Source organism: Streptomyces sp. SP17BM10, from assembly GCF_036322405.1.
Taxonomy (GTDB): Bacteria; Actinomycetota; Actinomycetes; order Streptomycetales; family Streptomycetaceae; genus Kitasatospora.
Map to the genome: position 1 here is coordinate 60,999 of NZ_JAQYXB010000424.1, position 18,218 is coordinate 79,216.

19 protein-coding genes and 1 pseudogene are annotated in these 18,218 nt (G+C 73.5%); 15 read left to right on the forward strand and 5 right to left on the reverse strand.

Annotated elements, in window-relative coordinates; translation table 11 throughout:
- The first annotated feature begins 70 nt into the window (after nt 1-70).
- The gene (locus PUR71_RS04270) at nt 71-367 is read left to right on the forward strand and encodes a hypothetical protein (RefSeq protein ID WP_329924955.1); all 297 of its coding nucleotides are present in this window, start codon (nt 71-73) and stop codon (nt 365-367) included.
- A 238-nt stretch (nt 368-605) separates the two neighbouring features.
- Nucleotides 606-1,892: a pyroglutamyl peptidase gene (locus tag PUR71_RS04275; protein WP_329924956.1), complete on the forward strand. Its 1,287-nt coding sequence runs from the start codon at nt 606-608 to the stop codon at nt 1,890-1,892.
- Nucleotides 1,893-1,949: 57 nt separating this feature from the next.
- Here the strand turns inward: PUR71_RS04275 and PUR71_RS04280 are convergent, their stop codons facing one another.
- Both PUR71_RS04280 and PUR71_RS04285 read right to left on the reverse strand, forming a co-directional pair.
- Nucleotides 1,950-2,534 carry a hypothetical protein gene (locus PUR71_RS04280; protein ID WP_329924957.1) on the reverse strand — a complete coding sequence of 195 codons (585 nt, stop codon included), beginning with the start codon at nt 2,532-2,534 and terminating at the stop codon, nt 1,950-1,952.
- A 106-nt stretch (nt 2,535-2,640) separates the two neighbouring features.
- A complete protein-coding gene (locus tag PUR71_RS04285) occupies nt 2,641-4,272 on the reverse strand; it encodes a hypothetical protein (protein ID WP_329924958.1) in 1,632 nt (543 codons plus the stop codon).
- A 148-nt stretch (nt 4,273-4,420) separates the two neighbouring features.
- Here PUR71_RS04285 and PUR71_RS04290 point away from each other — a divergent pair, with 148 nt between their 5' ends.
- The 5 genes from PUR71_RS04290 to PUR71_RS04310 all read left to right on the forward strand — a co-directional run bounded on the left by PUR71_RS04290 (nt 4,421) and on the right by PUR71_RS04310 (nt 10,184).
- On the forward strand, nt 4,421-5,257 hold the full coding sequence (locus tag PUR71_RS04290) for an NmrA family NAD(P)-binding protein (protein WP_329924959.1): 837 nt from the start codon (nt 4,421-4,423) through the stop codon (nt 5,255-5,257).
- A gap of 71 nt (nt 5,258-5,328) precedes the next feature.
- Complete coding sequence (locus PUR71_RS04295) at nt 5,329-6,033, forward strand: VC0807 family protein (protein WP_329924960.1); 705 nt, start codon at nt 5,329-5,331, stop codon at nt 6,031-6,033.
- 559 nt (nt 6,034-6,592) lie between these two features.
- The gene (locus tag PUR71_RS04300) at nt 6,593-8,038 is read left to right on the forward strand and encodes a hypothetical protein (protein WP_329924961.1); all 1,446 of its coding nucleotides are present in this window, start codon (nt 6,593-6,595) and stop codon (nt 8,036-8,038) included.
- 59 nt (nt 8,039-8,097) lie between these two features.
- Nucleotides 8,098-9,231 (forward strand): hypothetical protein, encoded by a 1,134-nt coding sequence (locus PUR71_RS04305; protein ID WP_329924962.1) that lies wholly within the window; start codon nt 8,098-8,100, stop codon nt 9,229-9,231.
- Nucleotides 9,232-9,380: 149 nt separating this feature from the next.
- Nucleotides 9,381-10,184 (forward strand): DUF6424 family protein, encoded by an 804-nt coding sequence (locus PUR71_RS04310; RefSeq protein ID WP_329924963.1) that lies wholly within the window; start codon nt 9,381-9,383, stop codon nt 10,182-10,184.
- 410 nt (nt 10,185-10,594) lie between these two features.
- Here PUR71_RS04310 and PUR71_RS04315 read toward each other — a convergent pair whose 3' ends face one another.
- Together PUR71_RS04315 and PUR71_RS04320 are read right to left on the reverse strand one after the other, a co-directional pair.
- Nucleotides 10,595-11,149 carry a DUF2165 domain-containing protein gene (locus tag PUR71_RS04315; protein ID WP_329925009.1) on the reverse strand — a complete coding sequence of 185 codons (555 nt, stop codon included), beginning with the start codon at nt 11,147-11,149 and terminating at the stop codon, nt 10,595-10,597.
- A gap of 126 nt (nt 11,150-11,275) precedes the next feature.
- Nucleotides 11,276-11,481: pseudogene (locus PUR71_RS04320) on the reverse strand (response regulator); the annotation flags it as partial.
- Nucleotides 11,482-11,933: 452 nt separating this feature from the next.
- On the opposite strand from PUR71_RS04320, the gene PUR71_RS04325 reads away from it, so the two are divergent.
- Both PUR71_RS04325 and PUR71_RS04330 read left to right on the forward strand, forming a co-directional pair.
- The gene (locus PUR71_RS04325) at nt 11,934-12,518 is read left to right on the forward strand and encodes a DUF4190 domain-containing protein (protein ID WP_329924964.1); all 585 of its coding nucleotides are present in this window, start codon (nt 11,934-11,936) and stop codon (nt 12,516-12,518) included.
- Nucleotides 12,519-12,719: 201 nt separating this feature from the next.
- Nucleotides 12,720-13,388 (forward strand): hypothetical protein, encoded by a 669-nt coding sequence (locus PUR71_RS04330; protein ID WP_329924965.1) that lies wholly within the window; start codon nt 12,720-12,722, stop codon nt 13,386-13,388.
- Between the two features lie 102 nt (nt 13,389-13,490).
- Here PUR71_RS04330 and PUR71_RS04335 read toward each other — a convergent pair whose 3' ends face one another.
- Nucleotides 13,491-14,048 carry an RICIN domain-containing protein gene (locus tag PUR71_RS04335; protein ID WP_329924966.1) on the reverse strand — a complete coding sequence of 186 codons (558 nt, stop codon included), beginning with the start codon at nt 14,046-14,048 and terminating at the stop codon, nt 13,491-13,493.
- A 312-nt stretch (nt 14,049-14,360) separates the two neighbouring features.
- On the opposite strand from PUR71_RS04335, the gene PUR71_RS04340 reads away from it, so the two are divergent.
- From PUR71_RS04340 to PUR71_RS04365, 6 genes are all read left to right on the forward strand, one after another.
- Nucleotides 14,361-15,074 (forward strand): DsbA family oxidoreductase, encoded by a 714-nt coding sequence (locus PUR71_RS04340; RefSeq protein WP_329924967.1) that lies wholly within the window; start codon nt 14,361-14,363, stop codon nt 15,072-15,074.
- A 347-nt stretch (nt 15,075-15,421) separates the two neighbouring features.
- Nucleotides 15,422-15,853 carry an ester cyclase gene (locus PUR71_RS04345; protein WP_329924968.1) on the forward strand — a complete coding sequence of 144 codons (432 nt, stop codon included), beginning with the start codon at nt 15,422-15,424 and terminating at the stop codon, nt 15,851-15,853.
- Between the two features lie 10 nt (nt 15,854-15,863).
- Nucleotides 15,864-16,967 (forward strand): helix-turn-helix transcriptional regulator, encoded by a 1,104-nt coding sequence (locus tag PUR71_RS04350; protein WP_329924969.1) that lies wholly within the window; start codon nt 15,864-15,866, stop codon nt 16,965-16,967.
- Nucleotides 16,968-17,247: 280 nt separating this feature from the next.
- Nucleotides 17,248-17,703, forward strand: coding sequence for an SRPBCC family protein (locus PUR71_RS04355; protein ID WP_329924970.1), 456 nt, complete (start codon nt 17,248-17,250; stop codon nt 17,701-17,703).
- A gap of 152 nt (nt 17,704-17,855) precedes the next feature.
- Nucleotides 17,856-17,996 carry a hypothetical protein gene (locus tag PUR71_RS04360; protein ID WP_329924971.1) on the forward strand — a complete coding sequence of 47 codons (141 nt, stop codon included), beginning with the start codon at nt 17,856-17,858 and terminating at the stop codon, nt 17,994-17,996.
- Between the two features lie 47 nt (nt 17,997-18,043).
- Nucleotides 18,044-18,172 carry a hypothetical protein gene (locus PUR71_RS04365; protein ID WP_329924972.1) on the forward strand — a complete coding sequence of 43 codons (129 nt, stop codon included), beginning with the start codon at nt 18,044-18,046 and terminating at the stop codon, nt 18,170-18,172.
- The last annotated feature ends 46 nt before the right edge of the window (nt 18,173-18,218 follow it).

Here is an 18,218-nt window from a genome sequence, read left to right on the forward strand (position 1 = left end):
GATGCCGACCATGCCAGCCGTACCCACGGGCCCGCCGTCACCGCCCCCTCCCCCGCCGTATGCGCCGCCCATGCCACCGCGTCCCCGCCCGCCCAAGGGCAGGACCGCCACCGTCTGGCTACTCGGCCTGCCCCAGTTCGTCGTCGCCTACATCGGCGCCGGCCTGGTATCCCGGCAGGATTCCCTGGCGTCCGTCTACTACCTGATCCTCGCCGCCTCCCTCGCCCTCCTCGTCACCGGGATCATCCTGGGCGCCACGTCACTGGTCCGGTCGACCAGCCGCATGTTGATCGCAGGAATCGCAGTCGACATCCTGCTGCTCCTCGACCTGTTCCGGCTCATAGCCATGAACCCGGGAAACACGTAAGCCCCGAACTTCGCCCGGCGGGCCTTCGCCGGGTAGAGCTCGGCGTGCCGGACCCGGTCCTCCCACCACGGGTCATGCCCGACGCTCCACCGCGATCGCTGATTGCCATGGAGCAGGTCGCCTACCGTCTCGTTCAACGTGACCAGGGCCTCCAGCTCCAGCACGCTGAAGTCAGGCCGGGATCCTCCGCCGCACGCGTGCTGGTGCCCCGTCAGTGCCATGTGTAATGTCACACGCCATGATGCGGACTTCTCGTACACCCCGCCGGGCCTCCACGGGCGCGCTCGCCCTCCTCGGCGCCGTCACCGCTCTCGCCGCCCTGCTCGGGCCCGGCGCGGGTCCGGCCGTCGCCGACGGCGGATGCCGCACCGATGTCACCGTGACACCGGACCAGGAACAGGCCCGGCTCTCGGACCCCCGTACCGCGGCGCTCGTGGACGGCGGCGGGTTCGGCGACTTCGTGCGCCGCTTCCCCGCCGCCCTGTGCACCGCCCGCACCGCCGCCGAGGCGCAGCACCTGCTCCGGGACTGGGGCGAGGCCCTGTGGACGTCGGCCGTCGACCGCGCCCAGGGCCGGCGCCCCGCGGGCACGCTGGCGGCCCAGGACGACCGGCCGCTGTACTGGACCCGGGTGGCGATGAGCCTCCGACTCGCGCAGTGGCAGCCCGGGTTCCCGGTCGACCGCGCCGCCCTGCGCCGCGGCCTCGAGGACGCCTCCCGGGGCCTGGTCGACAACGACTTCCGGGGCACCCCGGGCGTGCGCCGGTACTTCGTCAGCGGCTTCGACCCCTTCGGCCTGGACTCCGAACCGCGCGGGGCCAACCCCTCCGGCTCGGCCGCCCTGCAACTCGACGGCCGCCAGGTCACCCTGGCCGACGGCGGCCGGGCCGAGATCCGCACGGTCGTCCTGCCGGTGCGCTACACGGACTTCGACCAGGGCGTCGTGGACCGGGCCTTCGCGCCGCGCCTGGGCGCCGGTCCGCACGCGGCCGACCTGATCACCACGGTCAGCCAGGGCTACCCCGGACTGTTCACCCTGGAGGCCTGGGCCGGCCGGGCCCGCTCGGCCGATCCCTATCCCGACAACCTCGACGCCCTCGGCGGCGGCAGCCCCGACCACCCCGCCGACCCGCCCGGCCTCGCCCCCGGCCCCGAGTTCATCGCCACCAGCCTGCCGACCGCCACCATGGCCACCGTCCAACAGCCCTACCCCGTACGGCTCAACACCGACGTCACCGAGATCCCCGCCGGCGGCACCCGGCCCGTCCACCGCGAGGACGGCCCGACCCCGGGCTCACGCTCCGTCGAGGGCGGCGGCGGTGGATACCTCTCCAACGAAGTCGCCTACCGCTCCAACCTGCTCCGGCTGGCCCTGGCCCCCCGGATCCCCGGCGGCCACCTGCACACACCCGTGCTCACCGGTCTGCCGGCCGACCCCGCGCAGCTGACCGCCCCCGACTTCGAGCACGCCGAGGCGGCCATCACCGGCGAGGTGCTGGACGTCCTGCGCCACACCACGAGCTGACCGCGGGCCGCCCCTCGGGGGTCTCCCGGGGGGGCGGCGTCGTGGCGGACACACCTGTCATCCCCCGGGCGTCGCGGGCAGCCGGTCGGCCGGTCGCGGTCCGGACCGTACGCGGCGCAGCCAGTTCGGGACGGCCACGGGTGCCACGGCGAGCAGGAACAGGTCCAGGCACGCCAAGGTGCCTGCCGCGATGGTCCTGAGGACGATTCTCGCCACGGCGGTGTCGACGAGGTTGCCGGTGGCCGGGTCCAGCGCGGCCGTCACGACCTGGCCGTCCGGGTGGATCTTCCGGGCGTTGCGCTCCTCTTGCCTGGGTTGTCCCTGGAACGACCAGTGGTAGAGACAGCGGTAGGTCGACGACGTGTCGCCGGCGATCTCGCGGCATCCGTCGACGGAAGCGGCGACCGGCACGGTCGGGATGCGGGTGGCCTGCCACTCGTGCGTCGCGTCCCGGGCCGCCGGCAGGCCGATCGCCAGGGCCGCGATGAACACCGCGGCGTAGCCGGCCGCCTCGCGGCCTTCGGTGCCGTCCCTGCCCCGGAAGGGCCCGCGGTCCAGGGCGAAGGCCAGGGCCCCGACCGCGGCGGCGACGGCGAGGTACGCCGTCGCCGCCGCCCCCAGCCGATACCGGGTCCTCCCCACGGCCACAGCCGGAAGCCGGCCGCGCACGCGAGGCCGACCGGCAACGCCACCAGAGCGGCCCACGCCAGGGAGCGGACCGCGGACCGGGTCCGTCCTCCCCCGCCGTTCACGCTCTCCCCCTTCTCCCGAAGCGTCCTCGCCGTTGCGCCTCCTCCGTGGCGGGAGGGTGTGCCTCCCACCAGGCCATGACCTCGTCGGCGATGGCCAGTGCGCCACCGGGGGCGATCTCCTCCAGGTCGTGGAGGACCGTCCAGCCGCCGAGGAACACGGCCCGGGCGGCCAGCCTGCGGGCCCGGACCGGGTCCGACACGTCCACCAGGGCGGCCAGGGCGCGGGCCCGCGTCTCGCCGAGGGGGATCGTGTGGGCGAGTTCCTCGGCCCGCTCCGGTTCGCCCTGGCGGGCCAGCGCGGCGACGACGTCGACGAGTGCCTCGCCCCGCCCCCAGCGGTCGGGGATCGCGGGGACGAGGGCCTCGGCCCGGTCCGTATCGCCGCGCCGGGCCAGCTCGCCGACGACGGCCATCAGCGCCCGGCTGCGTGCCCAGCGGTCGGTGAAGGCGCGGGCCAGGGCCTCGGCGCGGTCCGTGTCCCCGGACCGGGCCAGCGCCTCCACCGACTCGGCCTCGCGCGCCGCGCGCAGGTCGGGCTCGACGATCCGGTCGGCCAGTGCCATGGCCCGCTCGGCCTGCCCGTGCCGGGCCAGCAGCAAGGCCACGGCCTCCCGCAGGCCGAATCCGGCGTCGTGGTGGAGCAGTCGCTCGACCCGGTCGGCCACCGTGAGCGCCACCTCCCGGTCGGCGGTCTCGGCGACCTCCTCCAGCAGCTCGGGCACGAGCCTCGCGTCGAAGGGCGGGAGCGGGCGGCGCTCGGCAAGGATCGTGAGGTACAGGGCGTCGGGGTCGAAGGCGGAGTCGACGTCGGTCTCCTGCGACTCCGCCTCCGCGGCAGCGGCGGCGCGGGCCAGACTGCGCAGCACGGCGTCGAGCCGGTCCAGGTCGCCGCCGCGGGCTTCGAGGGCCAGCAGTGCGACGAGGAGCGCGCGCTGTCCGGTGCCGTTGATCCGCTCGCGCCGGACGAGGTCCTCCACGCGGTCGGCGAACGTGCCGGCCAGGACGTGGTCGCCGGCGGCGTGCGCGATCTCCACGGCCGTGAGGAGCACGCGCCCCAACTCCCCGCCGGCGGCGCACTCGGCGGCCCTGGCGGCGTACCCGAGCGCGGCCGGGAAGTCGCCGCCCTCCGCCGCCGCCTTCGCCAGCCCGGCCCAGGCCTGCGGCCGGTTGTGCGGGTAACGGACCGTCTCCACCAGGGCGACGGCGCCCTCGTGGTCACCGGCGCGCGCCACCGCCGGGATGCGGGCGACCAGGGCGCGGTCCCGGTGCGAGCGGTCGGTCAGCGACTCGGCGAGCGCCCGCGCACCGTCCAGGTCTCCGGCCTCGCCCGCCGTGCGCACCAGCCGGACGAGGTCCTCCTCCGGCCCGGAGCGGCCCGCGCCCGCGCGCACCAGCTCGACCGCCCGCGCGAGATGGCCGGCTCGCACGAGCCCCGCCGCCAGGCCCATGCCGGCGCCCCGGTCCGCCTCCTGGTGCGCCGCCAGCCGCAGGACCGTCAGCAGGCAGGGGGCGAACCCGCTGCGCAGCAGGCCCCTGTCGGCGCTGCCCGGCGGGGCCGGTCCGAGGCGCTGGTCCCGGGCCCTCGTCACGTAGAGCCCCGAGCCCAACTGGGCCAGCCCCTTCGGCATGTGCACTCCCCCTCGCCGGCGGCCGCTCCTCGCACCGCGCGAGGCGGCCGCCGTGTGAGCCGACACGATAGTCCGACAGGCCGACAGCGCGTGCGGAGCCGGCCACAGGGCTGGGCATAGGGCGGGGCCGTCCGGTGTTCGGGCGGTCATGAGCAGGATTCTGGTGATCGGTGCGAACGGCAGCGTGGGCCGGCACGTCGTGGCCTCGCTGGCCGAACGCGGCCACGCCGTACGGGCGTTGGTGCGGGACGTCTCGACGGCCGTGGTGCCCGCGGGGGTCGAGGCCGTGCAGGGCGATCTGGCCGTGCCGGAGAGCCTGGAGCGTGCGCTGGGCGGCGGGGTGGAGGGCGTGTACCTGATGTGGCCCGGGATCCCGGTGCGGCCGCGGGTCGTGGAGCTGATCGCGGAGCACGCCAAGCGGGTCGTCTACCTGTCCACGGACGTGGCCGACCTCGCGGACGGCGAACCGCCGGTGACCTTCCACCAGGAGATCGAGCGGCTCATCCGCGCCTCCGGCCTGCGCTGGACCTTCGTCCGGGCGATCGACTTCGCGGGCAACGTGCTCGGCTGGGCCGACCAGGTGCGCCGGGGCGTCGTCCGCTGGCCGTACGGCGGGGCGCGGCGCTCCCTGGTCCACGAGCGGGACATCGCGGACGTCGCGGTCGCGGCCCTCACCGAGGAGGGGCACGACGGCGCGAAGTACGTGGTCACCGGGCCCGAGTCGCTCTCGCACGCCGAGCTGGCGCGGATCATCGGTGAGGAGGCCGGCACCGGGGTGCGCTGGGAGGAGCTCGCGCCGGAGACGGCCCGCGCCGAGCTCACCGCGGCCTGGGGGAACGCGGCGTTCGTCGAATCCCGGCTGCGGGCCTGGGAGTCCTTCACCCGCGAGCCGGAGCGCGTGACGGACACCGTGCGGCAGGTGCTCGGCCGCCCGGCGCGCAGCTTCCGCTCGTGGGTGCGGGACCACGTGGAGGACTTCCGGTAGGTGTCGTCCGTGAGCGGCCGGACGCGGCCCCGTCCGGGTTTGGCCGTCGTCCGGTAAGGAAGGGGTTCCTCGTGCAGGTATCAGGTGGCGGTCGGGACGGGCGCCGACCTCCGGGCGCGACCGCGCCGCGGCCGAGCGGCCGGCGCCTGCTGCTCGGTGTCGTCCGGGACATCGTGGTCCCGATCGCGCTGTACTACGGCCTGCGCGCCGCCGGAGTGAGCGTCTTCGTCGCGCTGCTGGCCGGTGCCGTCCTGCCGGCGCTCACCACGGCGGCGCAGTGGCTGCGCACCCGCAGCCTGGAGGGCATGGCGGGCTTCGTCGCCGGGACCATGCTGCTCGGCGTCGCGGCCGCGCTGGTCAGCGGCAGCCCCCGGTTCCTGCTGGCCAAGGACGGCTGGCTGACCGGCGTGGCCGGGCTCTGGTTCCTGATGTCGATCAGGGCCAGGCGCCCGCTGCTCTTCCACGGCGGCCGCCCCCTGCTGGAGGGACGGTTCCGCTCCGACGGCACCTCCTGGGACGTCCTGTGGGAGCGCGAGCCGGCCTTCCGGCGGATCTGGCGGGTCTCGACGGCGATCTGGGGCGTGGCGATGCTGCTCGACGCCGCCGTGCGGGTCGTCATGGCCTACACCCTGCCGGTGGACGCGGTGCCCGGCCTCGGCGCGCTGCTCTGGCCGGTCACCCTGGTGCTGCTGCAGGTGGTGAACGGTGTCTACTACGAGGTGGCCGGACTCTGGCGGCTCACCGCTGGCACGGCCCTGAGCCCGCCGGCCAGCTGAGTGGTCCTCACATGTGCGTGGGGGCTCACCGCCGGTGCCTCGACCAGTCGCCCCGGACGCATCGAGCGCGGCCGCCACGACCTCCTTCAGCCCGCCGGGAACGACGTCCTCGTAGTACGGGGCGCGCCGGCCTGGTCGGCCGGTGACGGGCCCGGCGTGACGGGCGTCGCGGAGCGGGCCTGCCGGTTGGGTGGAGAGCGATCACGGCGGCGCGCCCGGACTGGTCCTGACGGACCGGCGGACGCGGGCGGGTGGGCGCGGTCCGGGTGCGCGCTGGGCTGCGCGGGTGGTGCGCGGTGGCGCTCCCGCGAGATGACGCGGGAGGGGTGGAAACGCGCCTAGGTTCGTAGGCGCTCCGCTTTCGTTCACGCCGAAGGGACCGGGCCCGGTGCAGGAGGAGTTCCACGAGCGTCGTCGCGCCACGGCCTGGACGAGGCCGCTCACCGGGTCGACCGCGCCGGACGACGGGTCGGACGACGGGTGCGGCGCGGGTGCGGCGACGCTGGAGGCCGGACGTCTCCACCGCAGGGTCAGCGGTGTCGATCGGCAGGCGCGTCCGGTGACTCCCGCGGAGCTGGCCGCGCTCGGCGACCCGATGGCGGTGCTGTTCTTCCGCCGGGGCGTCTTCCCCATGAACGTCCAGGACCTGCTCGCCGGTCTGCCCCAGCCGCCCGGCGGCCTGCCGAACGCGGTCTACCTCGTCGGCGAGGCCGGGCAGATCCCGCCGGACGCCTCGCCCGCCCCGTACCGCGACTTCCGGTTCGCCATCACCCGCACCGCCCTCCAGGACCGGGAGGTGGACCTGCTGATCAGCACCGGCGCGGGTGACGACCCCGCCACCACGTTCCTGCAGGTCGCCGCCTGGGACCCGGGCTCCGGGGTCTTCAACTACTACGCACGGATCAGCCCGGGCTGGGTGTGGTCCGGGGACTCGTGGTCGGCGCTGGCCCCGGAGTCGCGCGGCAGGGGGTGCTTCGACAGCCACGTCAACGGCAGCGTCGTGATGAAGGAACTGACCCTGCCGTGGAGCAACTGGCAGTCCCAGTCCGCGACGATCCGGCTCGCCGCCGACGACCCGCTGCGCTCCGACCCGCTGTTCGCCCGGGTGGTGGGCGCGGAGAACCTGGAGCCGACGATCCGTTCGCTGGTCGGCCGCTGGACGGCCGCCCGCCTGGCGGCCGTCACCCGCACCGGGACGGTCGAGCGGCCGGACCAGCTCATGCGGCAGCTGTTCACGACCACCTCGGTCAACCTGGCGAGCAGCGCCGTCCAGAGCTCGACCGTCACCGCGGCGAGCGACGACTTCCCCCTGCCCATCGGCTTCTGGCTGAACGGCCGGGCCCTGCTCGACGACCTGGAGCTGCCGGTCACGGCGTCCTTGCCGCGGGTCCCGGCGGCCGAGTACGCGGCGAGCCTGACCGAGTTCGGCTTCCGCCTCCAGGAACGGGCCAGCGGCTTCTCCCAGCCCGGCGACACGTTCTTCGCCTTCGTCTTCCCCGAGGCCGCGTTCGAGGACGACGACGTCGTCCGCCAGATGGTGCAGAGCGGGCTCATCACCGCGAAGTTCGCCGCCTGCGCCCTCATGGTCGACTTCACCAACCCGGTCTTCAGCCCCGACCGGGCACGGCTGATGGCGTACGTTCCGACGGGCGCCACCGCGGTGGACGGGCTGGCCGCGCAGATCGCCCGGGCGATCACGCAGGCCGCCACCGGGCTGCCGGCCACCAGTGCGGAGGCCCGGTTCGCCGCCGGCTGGGCCCTGGCCGACCCCGAGTGGCCGGGGGTCTTCGGCGGACGCATCGACGCCTATCTGGGCCGGGTGGCCGCCCGGATCGGCACCCCGGCGGGTTTCCGGGACTACGTGCGGCTGGCCGAGTCCCGCCGCCGGGACTTCCGGGCGATGAAGCTCAACGAGTTCGAGCTCACGCTCCCGGCCACGGACATCCCGCCCGACGCACCCCCTCTGACGATGCGCGAGGACGCCACCGTCGTTCCCCGGTCCTGACGTCCGGTCCACGCGGCGACACGCCGCGCAGAGGCCGAATCACCCGCAAAGGAATCGCCATGAGCAAGCTCGCCTCCTACGCCCCTCCCGGAAACCTCACCGATCTGGACGCGACCGGGGCCAAGGCCTGGGACGCCTTCATCAGCGACAGCGTGGACCAGGCCGTCAAGGGCCCGGACCCGAGCCAGGTGCTCCACGACAGCCCGCGCGGCCAGTTCTACGACCTCACCAAGACCGACACCGCCGCGGACGCCACGGAGGCGACCGTCACCTGGACGGCGTTCCCCCGCATCATCAAGATCAACTCGATCTCGGACCCCCAGCGCTGGCAGCGCGCGGACGCCAGCCGCGACGTCCAGGACGAGTACTGCGAGTGGAGCGTCACCCGCGACACCACCGGCAAGATCACCAAGGTCACCTTCACCTGCGAGGGCCCCGAGTACTGGTCCCTGCTCGCGCAGAGCGACCCCGGCACCGTCCTGGACCTCTACCGGAGGTTCGTCGCTCCCGACGTCCAGCACGGCGACCTGTTCGGCCCGGACGGCGCCTACCAGCCCCGCAACCGGTGGAACGACTCGACCTCGCACGGCGCGATGCACCTGATCCAGCGCAACAACACGCTCGGCGCGGAGATCGAACTCGCGGCCGCGGCCACCATCGTGCGGGTGATCGGCGGTCAGGAACTCGCAACCGAGCAGCAGCTGATCCAGTGCAGCAAGTACGGCCAGGCGGAGCGCAACAGCGACCCGCACATCGGCGGCGCCGTGAACGCGATCGCCCGCCAGAAGGCCGACGTCTCGCTCGCCGACCCGGTCGGCCTGTACTTCAACGACCTCTCCACCGACGGCTGGGCCGCCCCCGACAACTCCGACCCCAAGAGCTACTGGACGTACGTGCGCGGCGACGCCGCCCACCCCGTGCGCGCGGTCTACGAAGTCCCGCAGGGCCGCGGCTTCACCGTCGGCGACATCACCATCGGCGGCAAACCGATCCGGTTCGGCGCCCAGATCGCCGACTTCATCACCATCAAACTCACCGCCGTCGCGTGCCGCTTCGGCCAGAGCACCACACCGCCGCAGACCGCCTGCGTCGAGTTCCCGCAGCCGGCCCCCACCGTCGCCCACCTCGCGGCCGGCGCCGCCCGGTCGGCGAGCCGGCTGGCCACGTCCACCGTCGCCACGAACCGCCGCTGACCCGCACGACCGGAGGCCCCCGCCTGGGGACAGGCCGGCCTGGGCACATGTTGACCCGTCGTGGCCCGGGGCGCAGGCTGGAGATACACGGTAAACATCCGCTGTAGATCCGCGTGCACCGCACACGCAGAACACCATCGGAGGCTCACATGACCACCGATGTCACCGGCGATCCGACCCAGCCCCACACCGAGTCCGAGGACCTCGGCTGGGAGATCAACATTCCGGGACACCCGGCCCGGAAGGACTCTCCGGAGTACCAGAAGTCCCGCGCCCGGATGAACCAGATAGTCGAAGGCCTGGAGGACCCGTTCTACGGCCCCGAACCCGTGGAGGACCACCACGGCGGCGCGCTGTGGCTCAAGGACGACGACGGCTGGTTCATGGTCCGCAACCTTGCCGGCATCGAGTGGTCCGCGCAGTTCTGCGCCGACCCGGCCAAGGTCGACCTCCTTCGGCGGAACGCCCGGCGCCTCTACGCGCTCTGCCCCGACGCCGTGCAGGAACTCGGGATCCGGGAACTCCTGGACACCGAGATCACCGATGCCGCCGGGGTCCAGCGCTGGACCGACTCGATCTGCAACGCCAGCGTGCCGCTGCCGCACGCGGTGCACTCCGCGGCACTGCCCGCCGGAGGCGGCGTCCACCACTACCCGAGCCCCGTCACCGAGATCGTCTTCTTCAAGAGGGACGACTTCCAGCTGTGGGTCACCGACCAGGGCGGCCACGACGTGGCCGTGGCCCCGGTCGCGGCGCGGGGCTCGCAGGACGGGCGGGTCCAGGTGCTCTACGCGCCGGAGCAGTCCACGCTGCGGCCCCGGCTGGACGAGGCCCAGGCCGGCGGAAACGTCCTGCTGCTCGACGCGGACCACCCGGTGGCCCGGGCCGCGTTCGCACGGCAGTACGCCGAGGACTCGCCCACGGCCCGGGCGGGCCGGACTGACTCCGGGTGACCGTAGGTCCGTGGGAGTTCGGACGATACCTCCGTGGCACCCGGCACCGGGCCGCCCCGAGCGTCGATCACGGCGCCCACCCTTTCACCGGAAGCTGCGGAGGCGCACCGCTGACCGTCGCCCGTCTGACGTCACCCCGGAGCCGCAGAGAAGTCCGCCGCTTCGCGACTCCAGGCCAAGGACGCGCTTCACCCCCGCCCTGAAAGGACGGAACACTGCGCAAGATCAGAGGTAGATCATCGGGTCGGCCTGGCAAGGGACCCAGGGCGGGATCGCGCCCGGCGGGCGGCAGCGGCGGTTCGCCGCGCGGCACAGCCGGAGCGGACCCGGCCTCCGGTGGCCGGAGCGTCACGTCCGGCGCACCTTGCGCAGGCCGCCTCGCCGGAGTGCCACCACCGGCACGGGCAGGCTCACTCCGAGGGGGTGTGCGGGCGGTGGGGCAGGTTCACCACCACCAGGGCCAGGCCCGCCAGGGTGACGTTGCGGATCGCCGCGTCCAGGCCGTTCCACGTCTTCGACTGCCACATCGCGAACCACTCGCCGCCGATCCCGATGAACCCGGCGCCGAAGAGCAGCAGCATCAGCAGCAGGCCGAGGGTGCTGAGCCGGCGCGCCGCCTGGGGCCGCAGCCACCAGGCGAGCGTCCCCGCCGCCAGCACCAGGGCGCTCAGCGCCTCCCAGGCGATGATCGCGACGTACGCCGCGTTCTGCAGGCCCGGGGAGGTGATGGAGCGCCACATCAGGTTCGTGTCCTTGAAGGTGGTGTCCATCGCCAGCACGTGCTGGACGAAGTGCTGGTTGGTGGGGAAGTCGGTGACGTTCCCGAGGACGACGAGCAGCAGGTAGAGCGCGTTCGTCCCGGTGAGCACGGCGGCCGCCGCGGGCAGCGAGCCGAACGCGAGCACGCGCTCGCGGACAGTGGTGGGGGCGGTAGGGAGCTGGCGTGCGGAGCGGGTGATCGGCATGCGGAACAGGCTAGCCCCTGCGGGCAGTTGGCCGCCGAAGCGGACGGGGCGCGGGCGCCCGGCACAGCCAGCCGCCCGGCGTGACGAGGCGGCTCTCGTGGGCGAAGACCACGGCCTGGAGGCGGTCGCGGAGTTGCGGATCGCGGTGAGCAAGTTCCCGGGACCTGGGTGTTCTTCAGCAGGAAGCCCGAGGCTCCGACGTGGAGTCCGGCGAAGGCGTAGGCGTCCAGGTCGAAGGTCGTGAGGATCGGCACCCTGCTGTGCGGGGAGTGCGTGACGATCCGCCGGGTGGCCTCGATGCCGTCGGTGCCGGGCATCCGGACGTCCATCAAGGCTTCCCGTACCACGCGGTAGACGGTGAGCCGGGCGGTGGCGCGCCACCGGGCTGCCGACCCGCCTCGACGTCCACGGCGGCCACACCCACGTCCCAGGGTTCGAGACGTTCAGCCTCTCTCGCGGCGATACCACCGCGCCGGCCATGCCGGCTTTCGGCGATCAGTCGACGGCGATTCAGAAATCGGCTTCGGAAGTGACCACCGTGGTACGCGTGGGACCACGATCCTGGTCACCTCTGAAATCGGCACGAACAGCGATTTCCACGTGAACACCATGGAACTCCTCACGCGCCTGGCCTGCCGAATCCTCCTGGACGGGCCGCCCGCGATGTCGGGTCGGGTCTGATTTGACCTGGTTTTATGGCCGTCGTAATTACTGAGAGTTGCCAGGGGGGGCTGACTTCCGGTATTCGTATGCGGCCACCCCCTGTGTCCCCTTAAGGATTGACGTGTCCATACCCCCTCAGCAGCCCGACAGCGCGCCGCAGCAGCCGTACGGCTACCCGGCCCCCCAGCAGCCGACCGGCTCGAACGGCTTCGCCGTCGCCGGTCTGGTCCTGGCCTTCCTCTTCTCCCCGCTGGGCCTGATCTTCAGCATCATCGGTCTGGTCAAGTCGAAGAGCACCGGCAAGGGCAAGGTGCCGGCGATCATCGGCCTGATCCTCTCGGTGCTCTCGATCGCGGTGGGCATCACGCTCTTCGTGGTGATCGGCTCGAAGGTCGTCAAGGCCATCGACCCCGGGTGCACCAGCGCCACCAGCACGGTGACGACCTACTCGGACAAGATCTCCGCCGACGCCGGCAACCCCGACGCGCTGAAGGCCGACCTCAAGGGCGCGGCCGACCAGCTGAACGCCGCCGCGGCCAAGGCCGGCAACGCCGACGCCAAGAAGGCGATCAGCGCGCTGGCCTCCGACTACCAGCAGATGTACACCGCGGTCAGCACCGGCACCCCGCCGAACCCCGACCTGCAGTCCAAGATCGAGACCGACGCCAACAAGGTCGACTCCGCCTGCGGCCACATCGGCAGCTGATCCCCGGGGATCACGGCGCCGGCGGCATGAACCCGACGCCCGCCGCCGGCTGACCCGCCGCCAGCGCCCGGCACACGTTCCCCTCCCGGGGGACGTGTGCCGGGCGCTCGCGGTTGCGAGGGCGGAGGGGCTTGTGGGACTGGTGGGGGCCAAGGCCCTAGGCTCGCCCGCATGGGTCGTGACGGGCGGAGGAGTGACAGCGTGATCCGGGTGCCGGTGCCGCCGTTGGGCGACTACGAGTCCGGCCGGCTCTTCCACCGGCTGCTGCAGCTCTTCCTGCGGGACCTGAAAGAGGCCGGGCAGCCGGTCGGCAGGCACCAGTACCTGCTCGGCGGCGTGGTGCAACTGCACGAGCCCGCCCGGGCGGAGGACGGTGGCGCCGAGCCGCAGCAACCGCGCTGCGCGTGCTGCCGCACGCCCTACCCGTGCCGCACGGTGTTCGGCGTGGCGGTGAGCGCCGGGCTGCCGATCCCCTGGGACTCCCCGGCCGCCGTGGTCCCCGCGCTGCGTGACGCGGGGCTGGAGCCCAGGCCCGGGGGCGAGGTCACGGCGGAGCACGTGCGCTGGGTACGGGGCTGGGGCGCGCAGCGGACGGCGCAGGGGAGTTGGGAGATCGGCATCCCGGTCGACCGGGGCGAGGTCGAGACCCTGGCCGTGCCGGACGACGCGGCGATGGCCCGCTACCTGGCCGCGGCGGCGGTGGCCCTGGGCAGCCCGTACCCGTACGGCTGGGTCGAGGACGCGGCCGAGGCGGCGGCGGTGCGGCCGGCAGCGCACGAGCAGGCGGCGGACTGGCGGGAGCGGGTGCGCGTGCCCTACCTGGACGTGCACCGGGAGTACGGGGCAGCGGCCGGGGACGACGCGAGCTGACGGCGTCCCAGGGGCGCAGGTGGCCAGGACGGCGACGGCGGCGGAAAGTTGGACGGTCCGGACGAGAACGGGCCCGCCCGTTCTCGTCCGGACGGTCGTGACTCAGCCTCCGGAGGTGATCCAGATCTGGTTCGGGTGCCGGCCGCAGTCGTACTGGATCAGCCACGCGCCGCTGTAGTCCGCGTCGCCGGCGACGGTCAGGCACTTGCCGCTGCGGAGGTTGACCCACTCCTGGCTGTTGTCGGTGATCAGGATCGGGTGCCACAGCTCGTTGTCGGGCGCGCCCATGCAGCCCCACTCGATGATCGCGGCGCCGTTGCCGTGGCCGGCGCCGTCGACGTTCATGCACAGGCGGGTCGCCGTGTTCTTGAGCAGGTAGTAGGCCTTGCCGTTGACGGTGCGCACCTTCTGCCTGATCCACAGTTCGTTGGTCTGGCTCACGCAGTCCCACTGGTCGACGTGCGTTCCCCAGTGCTTCGAGTATCCGGGGGCGTCGGCGCAGAGCCGGGAGCTGGAGTTCACCAGCCACTCCCCCGTGTCGCCGGCGGCGGACGCCGTGCCCGTCGCGCCGACGCACGCTGCGGCCGTCAGCAGTGCGGCGCACAGCGGTGCGAGCAGCTTGCCGCGGGCCGACGGCTTCTTGCGCTTGTTGTCCTGCACGGTTGTTCCCCTTGCGTTCGCGTCCACGCCGCGCCGGGTCGAGCGGCGGCCACCGGTGGCGGCACCGACCACGCTGGCCCTGCGGGCATCCCGGCGGGAAGGCACGGGCCGCAGGTGGAGACGGCTGGGAAATTCCCAGCGCCGTGAGCTGGGCCGTGGGACGCCGCCGGGCGTGGACGGAGACGGGTACCGGAGACCTGTCGCGGGGCGACCGGTTCAAATATTTCTCGTCCTGAAATATTCAGGTACGCGAGCGCATTCCCCTAAGTACCGGCGCGGGACAGGCCCGCCCGGCGAGAGGAGTGCGGTCCCGTGCGCGTCGAGGTGTGGAGCGACATCAACTGCCCGTGGTGCTACATCGGCAAGGCCCGGTTCGAGCAGGCCCTGGCGGTGTTCCCGTACCGCGAGGAGGTCGAGGTCGTGCACCGCTCCTTCGAGCTGGACCCGGGCGCGCCGCGCGAGGCCCGTCCCGTGATCCCGCTGCTCGCCGCGAAGTACGGGATGAGCCTGGAGCAGGCCGAGGCGGCGGAGGCCCGGATCGCCGAGAACGCGCACGCCGAGGGGCTGCCGTACCTGAGCGAGGGGCGCGACGCGGCGAACTCCTTCGACATGCACCGCCTGCTGCACTTCGCCAAGGAGCACGGCCGGCAGGCCGAGCTGCTGGACGCGCTGTACCGGGCCAACTTCGCCGAGGAGCGCTCGGCCTTCGACGCCGGGCGGCTGGTCGAGCTGGCCGTCGGGGCCGGGCTGGACGGCGGGGCGGCCGCGGCCGTGCTGGCCGATCAGCAGGCGTACGCGGAGGCGGTGCGCGAGGACGAGGCGACGGCGAGCGCCATGGGGGCGACGGGCGTGCCGTTCTTCGTCCTCGACCGCCGGCTCGGGGTGTCCGGCGCCCAGCCCGCGGAAACGTTCACCCGCGCGCTGGAGCAGGCCTGGGAGAGCCGGCTGCCGGCACCGCTGGTCCCGGTCGGCGGGGGCGACGCGGAGGCCTGCGGGCCGGACGGCTGCGAGCTGCCCCGGCCGTAGGGCCCGTCCGCGAACTCCGGCCGTCCGGAGGGCGGGCGGGCGACGTCGTGGGGGGGGCAACCGGCGCGGGTGGCCGAGGTGATCGTCGAGGCCGCGGAGGCTGCTGGTACCTGAGCGCTGATGCCTCCCCCGGAGAGCAGCAAGTCGTCACGGACAGTAGCGACATGCCCGGTCCAGGTGACTTCCTGTCGGCCGTGGTCCGCCCCGGCCGCTCGGCCTTCGCGCACCTGCCCTCGGAGCCGCTGCCTCCGGAGCCGCTGCCCTCGGAGCCCCTGCCGGGCCGGTGCGGGCGGACACCCCAGAGAGTTGGGGTTCCGGCCGGGACCCGGCGGGTCGAGGATTTCGGCATGGACACCATCGAGCAGAACAAGCAGACAGTCATCGCGTTCATCGACGCGCTGTTCACCAAGGGTGACCTGGCAGCCGTCGACACCTACCTCGCCGACGACTACCTCGACCACGACCCGCCACTGGGCGGCAGCGCGGACCGGGAGGGGATGCGTGCCGCGGGCGCCCTGTTCCGAGGGGCGTTCCCCGACTGGCATTCCATCCTGGGACTCCTGGTCGGCGAGGGTGACCTGGTCGTCGAGCAGTTCACCGCCTCGGGCACCCAACGCGGCGAGGTGATGGGTGTCGCGGGTGACGGCCGCACGGTCGTGCTCAAAGGCATCAACATCTTCCGGCTCCGGGACGGCCTGATCGTCGAGCGCTGGGGACGACTGGACGACCTCGGCCTCCTGCGCCAGCTCGGGCTCGTGCCGGCCCCGGCACCGGCGTAGCGTCGAGGTCATGGCCACGGGCATCCGGCAACGGCGCATCGAGCGGCTGATCGACAGCTGCCACGCGGACCTGGAACTTCCCGGGCTCTCCGCCGAGGTGCTGCGCCGCCTGCCGGGCATCCTCCCCCTCGAAGCGGCCTTCTTCGCGACCGTCGACCCGGCGACCCTGTTGTTCACGTCGGTGGTGGCCCAGGAGCCGCTGGCCGGGGTCGGCCCGCTCTTCCTCGACAACGAGTTCGGCCGCGAAGACGTCAACAAGTTCGCCGCGCTCGCCCGGGGACCGGACGCGGTGATGTCGCTGGACCGGGCAACCCTGGGAAGACGGTCCGCCAGTGCGCGCTACCGGGAGATCATGGCCGGCCTGGGGCTGGGGGACGAGCTCCGGGCCGCCCTGATCGCAGGACGCGACTGCTGGGGAGTCCTGTGTCTGCACCGGGCGGATGCGGACGCCGGCTTCTCCGACCAGGATCTCGCCGCCGTCAGAACGCTCGCCCCGCACCTGGCCGAGGGCCTGCGGCGCGGCATGGTCCGGGAGGCCGTCACGCGCGACGGGCCCGGGGCACCGGGCGCCCCCGGCGTCATCGTGCTCGACCGGGAGCTCGCCCTCGTCTCGATCAGCCCGGACGCCGAACGGTGGCTCGACCGACTGCCGCCACCCAAGGTCCGGGGCCTGCCCTGGCCGGTCTACTCCGTGGCGGCCCGCCTGACGCGGTCCCCGGACGTGCGGGGAGCGGACGTGCGGGGAGCGGACGTGCGGGGAGCGGACGCACCGGACCGCCGGGGCCCGGTCCGGCTGCGGACCGTCGACGGTCACTGGCTGGCCCTGCACGCCACCCGCCTGCGGGGCTCCGCGGACGACCAGGTCTGCGTGGTCGTCGAACCGGCCCCCGCCGCCGCGATCGGCTCCCTGCTCCTGGCCGCTCACGGGCTCACCCCCGCGCAGAACCGGGTGGCCGCCCTGGTACTCCAGGGGTGCTCGACACGGGAGATCGTGGGCCGGCTCCACGTGTCCGCCTACACCGTCCAGGAACACCTGACAGCGGTCTTCGCCCGCTTCGGCGTGGCCAGTCGCCGCGAGCTCATCGCCGCGGTCCTCTCCTCCGCCGAGCGCTGAGCCGCCGTCGCCGCGCGCTCCTTCCACTGCGGGACGGGGGCCCGTGGTACGGGGAGGACGGGGCGAGCGGCCTGGCCCTCGCTCCCGATCCGGTGGCGGCCTCCGACCACCGGCCGCTCGCCCTCGCCGGAACGCGACCGTGGTCCTGGGCTCGGCGGGCGCGCCGGTTTGCCGTCACCCGGCACACGGCCCAGATTGGCAGGGACACCGCCCGCGCATTCGCCCCCTTGCGGCAGGCGCCCGGCGGGTCGGCCGGCAGGGCGACGTGGGAGGTGCGGCGATGAGCACGGTGGAGGAGTCGATCGACGTGGACGTGCCCGTCCGCGTCGTCTACGACCAGTGGGCGACCTTCGAGAACTTCCCGCGGTTCATGGACGGCGTGGAGGAGGTCAGGCAGCTGGACGGGCAGCGGGCCCACTGGCGGACCAGGATCGCCGGGCTGTCCCGGGAGTTCGAGACCGAGGTCGTCGAGCGGGTGCCCGACGAGCGGGTCGCCTGGCGCACCACCGGCGACAGCGTGAAGCACACCGGCACGGTCGCCTTCGAGCCGCTCGGCGCGGCCCGCACCCGCGTGCGGATGACCATGGCCTTCCAGCCGACCGGACTGGCCGAGAAGGCCGCCGACAAGCTGGGCGTGCTCGGCGTCCAGGTCCGCGGCGACCTGCGGCACTTCAAGCGGTACGTCGAGGAGCTCGCCGCCGAGGCCGGCCCCGGGCCGTCGCCGGAGGGCGGCTGACGTCTGACGGCGGCTGCGCGCCCCGCTCGCACGGCCGCCCCCGGCACCAACCCCGCGCATCGCGTACGATCCTGATGATCATTTACGGGGACACGAAAGGTGTCACGCACGTGCGCAAGTGGGGGATTCCGGCAGCAGCCCTGGTTCTGGGTGTGCTCGTCGCAGGATGCGGGTCGGGCCAGGGGGACGGCGGCACGCCGGGCGCGGCGGGTGCGGCGCCGAAGGCCGAGAAGCTCGGGCCGGACACCGGGACGCGCTACTCGGAGGTCACCGTCCCCCAGCTGGCGGACTGACCTGCACCGAGGGCAACGGCGGCTTCAAGTTCGGCGACGACCTGGACATGACCGTCGCCGGGGTCGACTTCTACCCGCCGAACAACCAGCACGTCCCCCTGGACCAGGCAGCGGAGCGGACCCGCGCCTACGTCACCGCCGCCCTCGCCACCGCCTCCGCCACCGCCTCCCCCTGACGCGCCGCTCCTCACCCGGAACGGCACGAGGGCCCCTCCCGCTCGT

What these genes read in the sequence shown, in the direction of transcription:
- PUR71_RS04270 (WP_329924955.1), top strand. Translation starts at nt 71, where the DNA reads ATGCCACCGCGTCCCCGCCCGCCCAAGGGCAGGACCGCCACCGTCTGG.
- PUR71_RS04275 (WP_329924956.1), top strand. Translation starts at nt 606, where the DNA reads ATGATGCGGACTTCTCGTACACCCCGCCGGGCCTCCACGGGCGCGCTC.
- PUR71_RS04285 (WP_329924958.1), bottom strand. Translation starts at nt 4,272, where the DNA reads ATGCCGAAGGGGCTGGCCCAGTTGGGCTCGGGGCTCTACGTGACGAGG.
- PUR71_RS04290 (WP_329924959.1), top strand. Translation starts at nt 4,421, where the DNA reads ATGAGCAGGATTCTGGTGATCGGTGCGAACGGCAGCGTGGGCCGGCAC.
- PUR71_RS04305 (WP_329924962.1), top strand. Translation starts at nt 8,098, where the DNA reads ATGAGCAAGCTCGCCTCCTACGCCCCTCCCGGAAACCTCACCGATCTG.
- PUR71_RS04310 (WP_329924963.1), top strand. Translation starts at nt 9,381, where the DNA reads ATGACCACCGATGTCACCGGCGATCCGACCCAGCCCCACACCGAGTCC.
- PUR71_RS04315 (WP_329925009.1), bottom strand. Translation starts at nt 11,149, where the DNA reads ATGCCGATCACCCGCTCCGCACGCCAGCTCCCTACCGCCCCCACCACT.
- PUR71_RS04345 (WP_329924968.1), top strand. Translation starts at nt 15,422, where the DNA reads ATGGACACCATCGAGCAGAACAAGCAGACAGTCATCGCGTTCATCGAC.
- PUR71_RS04350 (WP_329924969.1), top strand. Translation starts at nt 15,864, where the DNA reads ATGGCCACGGGCATCCGGCAACGGCGCATCGAGCGGCTGATCGACAGC.
- PUR71_RS04355 (WP_329924970.1), top strand. Translation starts at nt 17,248, where the DNA reads ATGAGCACGGTGGAGGAGTCGATCGACGTGGACGTGCCCGTCCGCGTC.
- PUR71_RS04365 (WP_329924972.1), top strand. Translation starts at nt 18,044, where the DNA reads ATGACCGTCGCCGGGGTCGACTTCTACCCGCCGAACAACCAGCACGTC.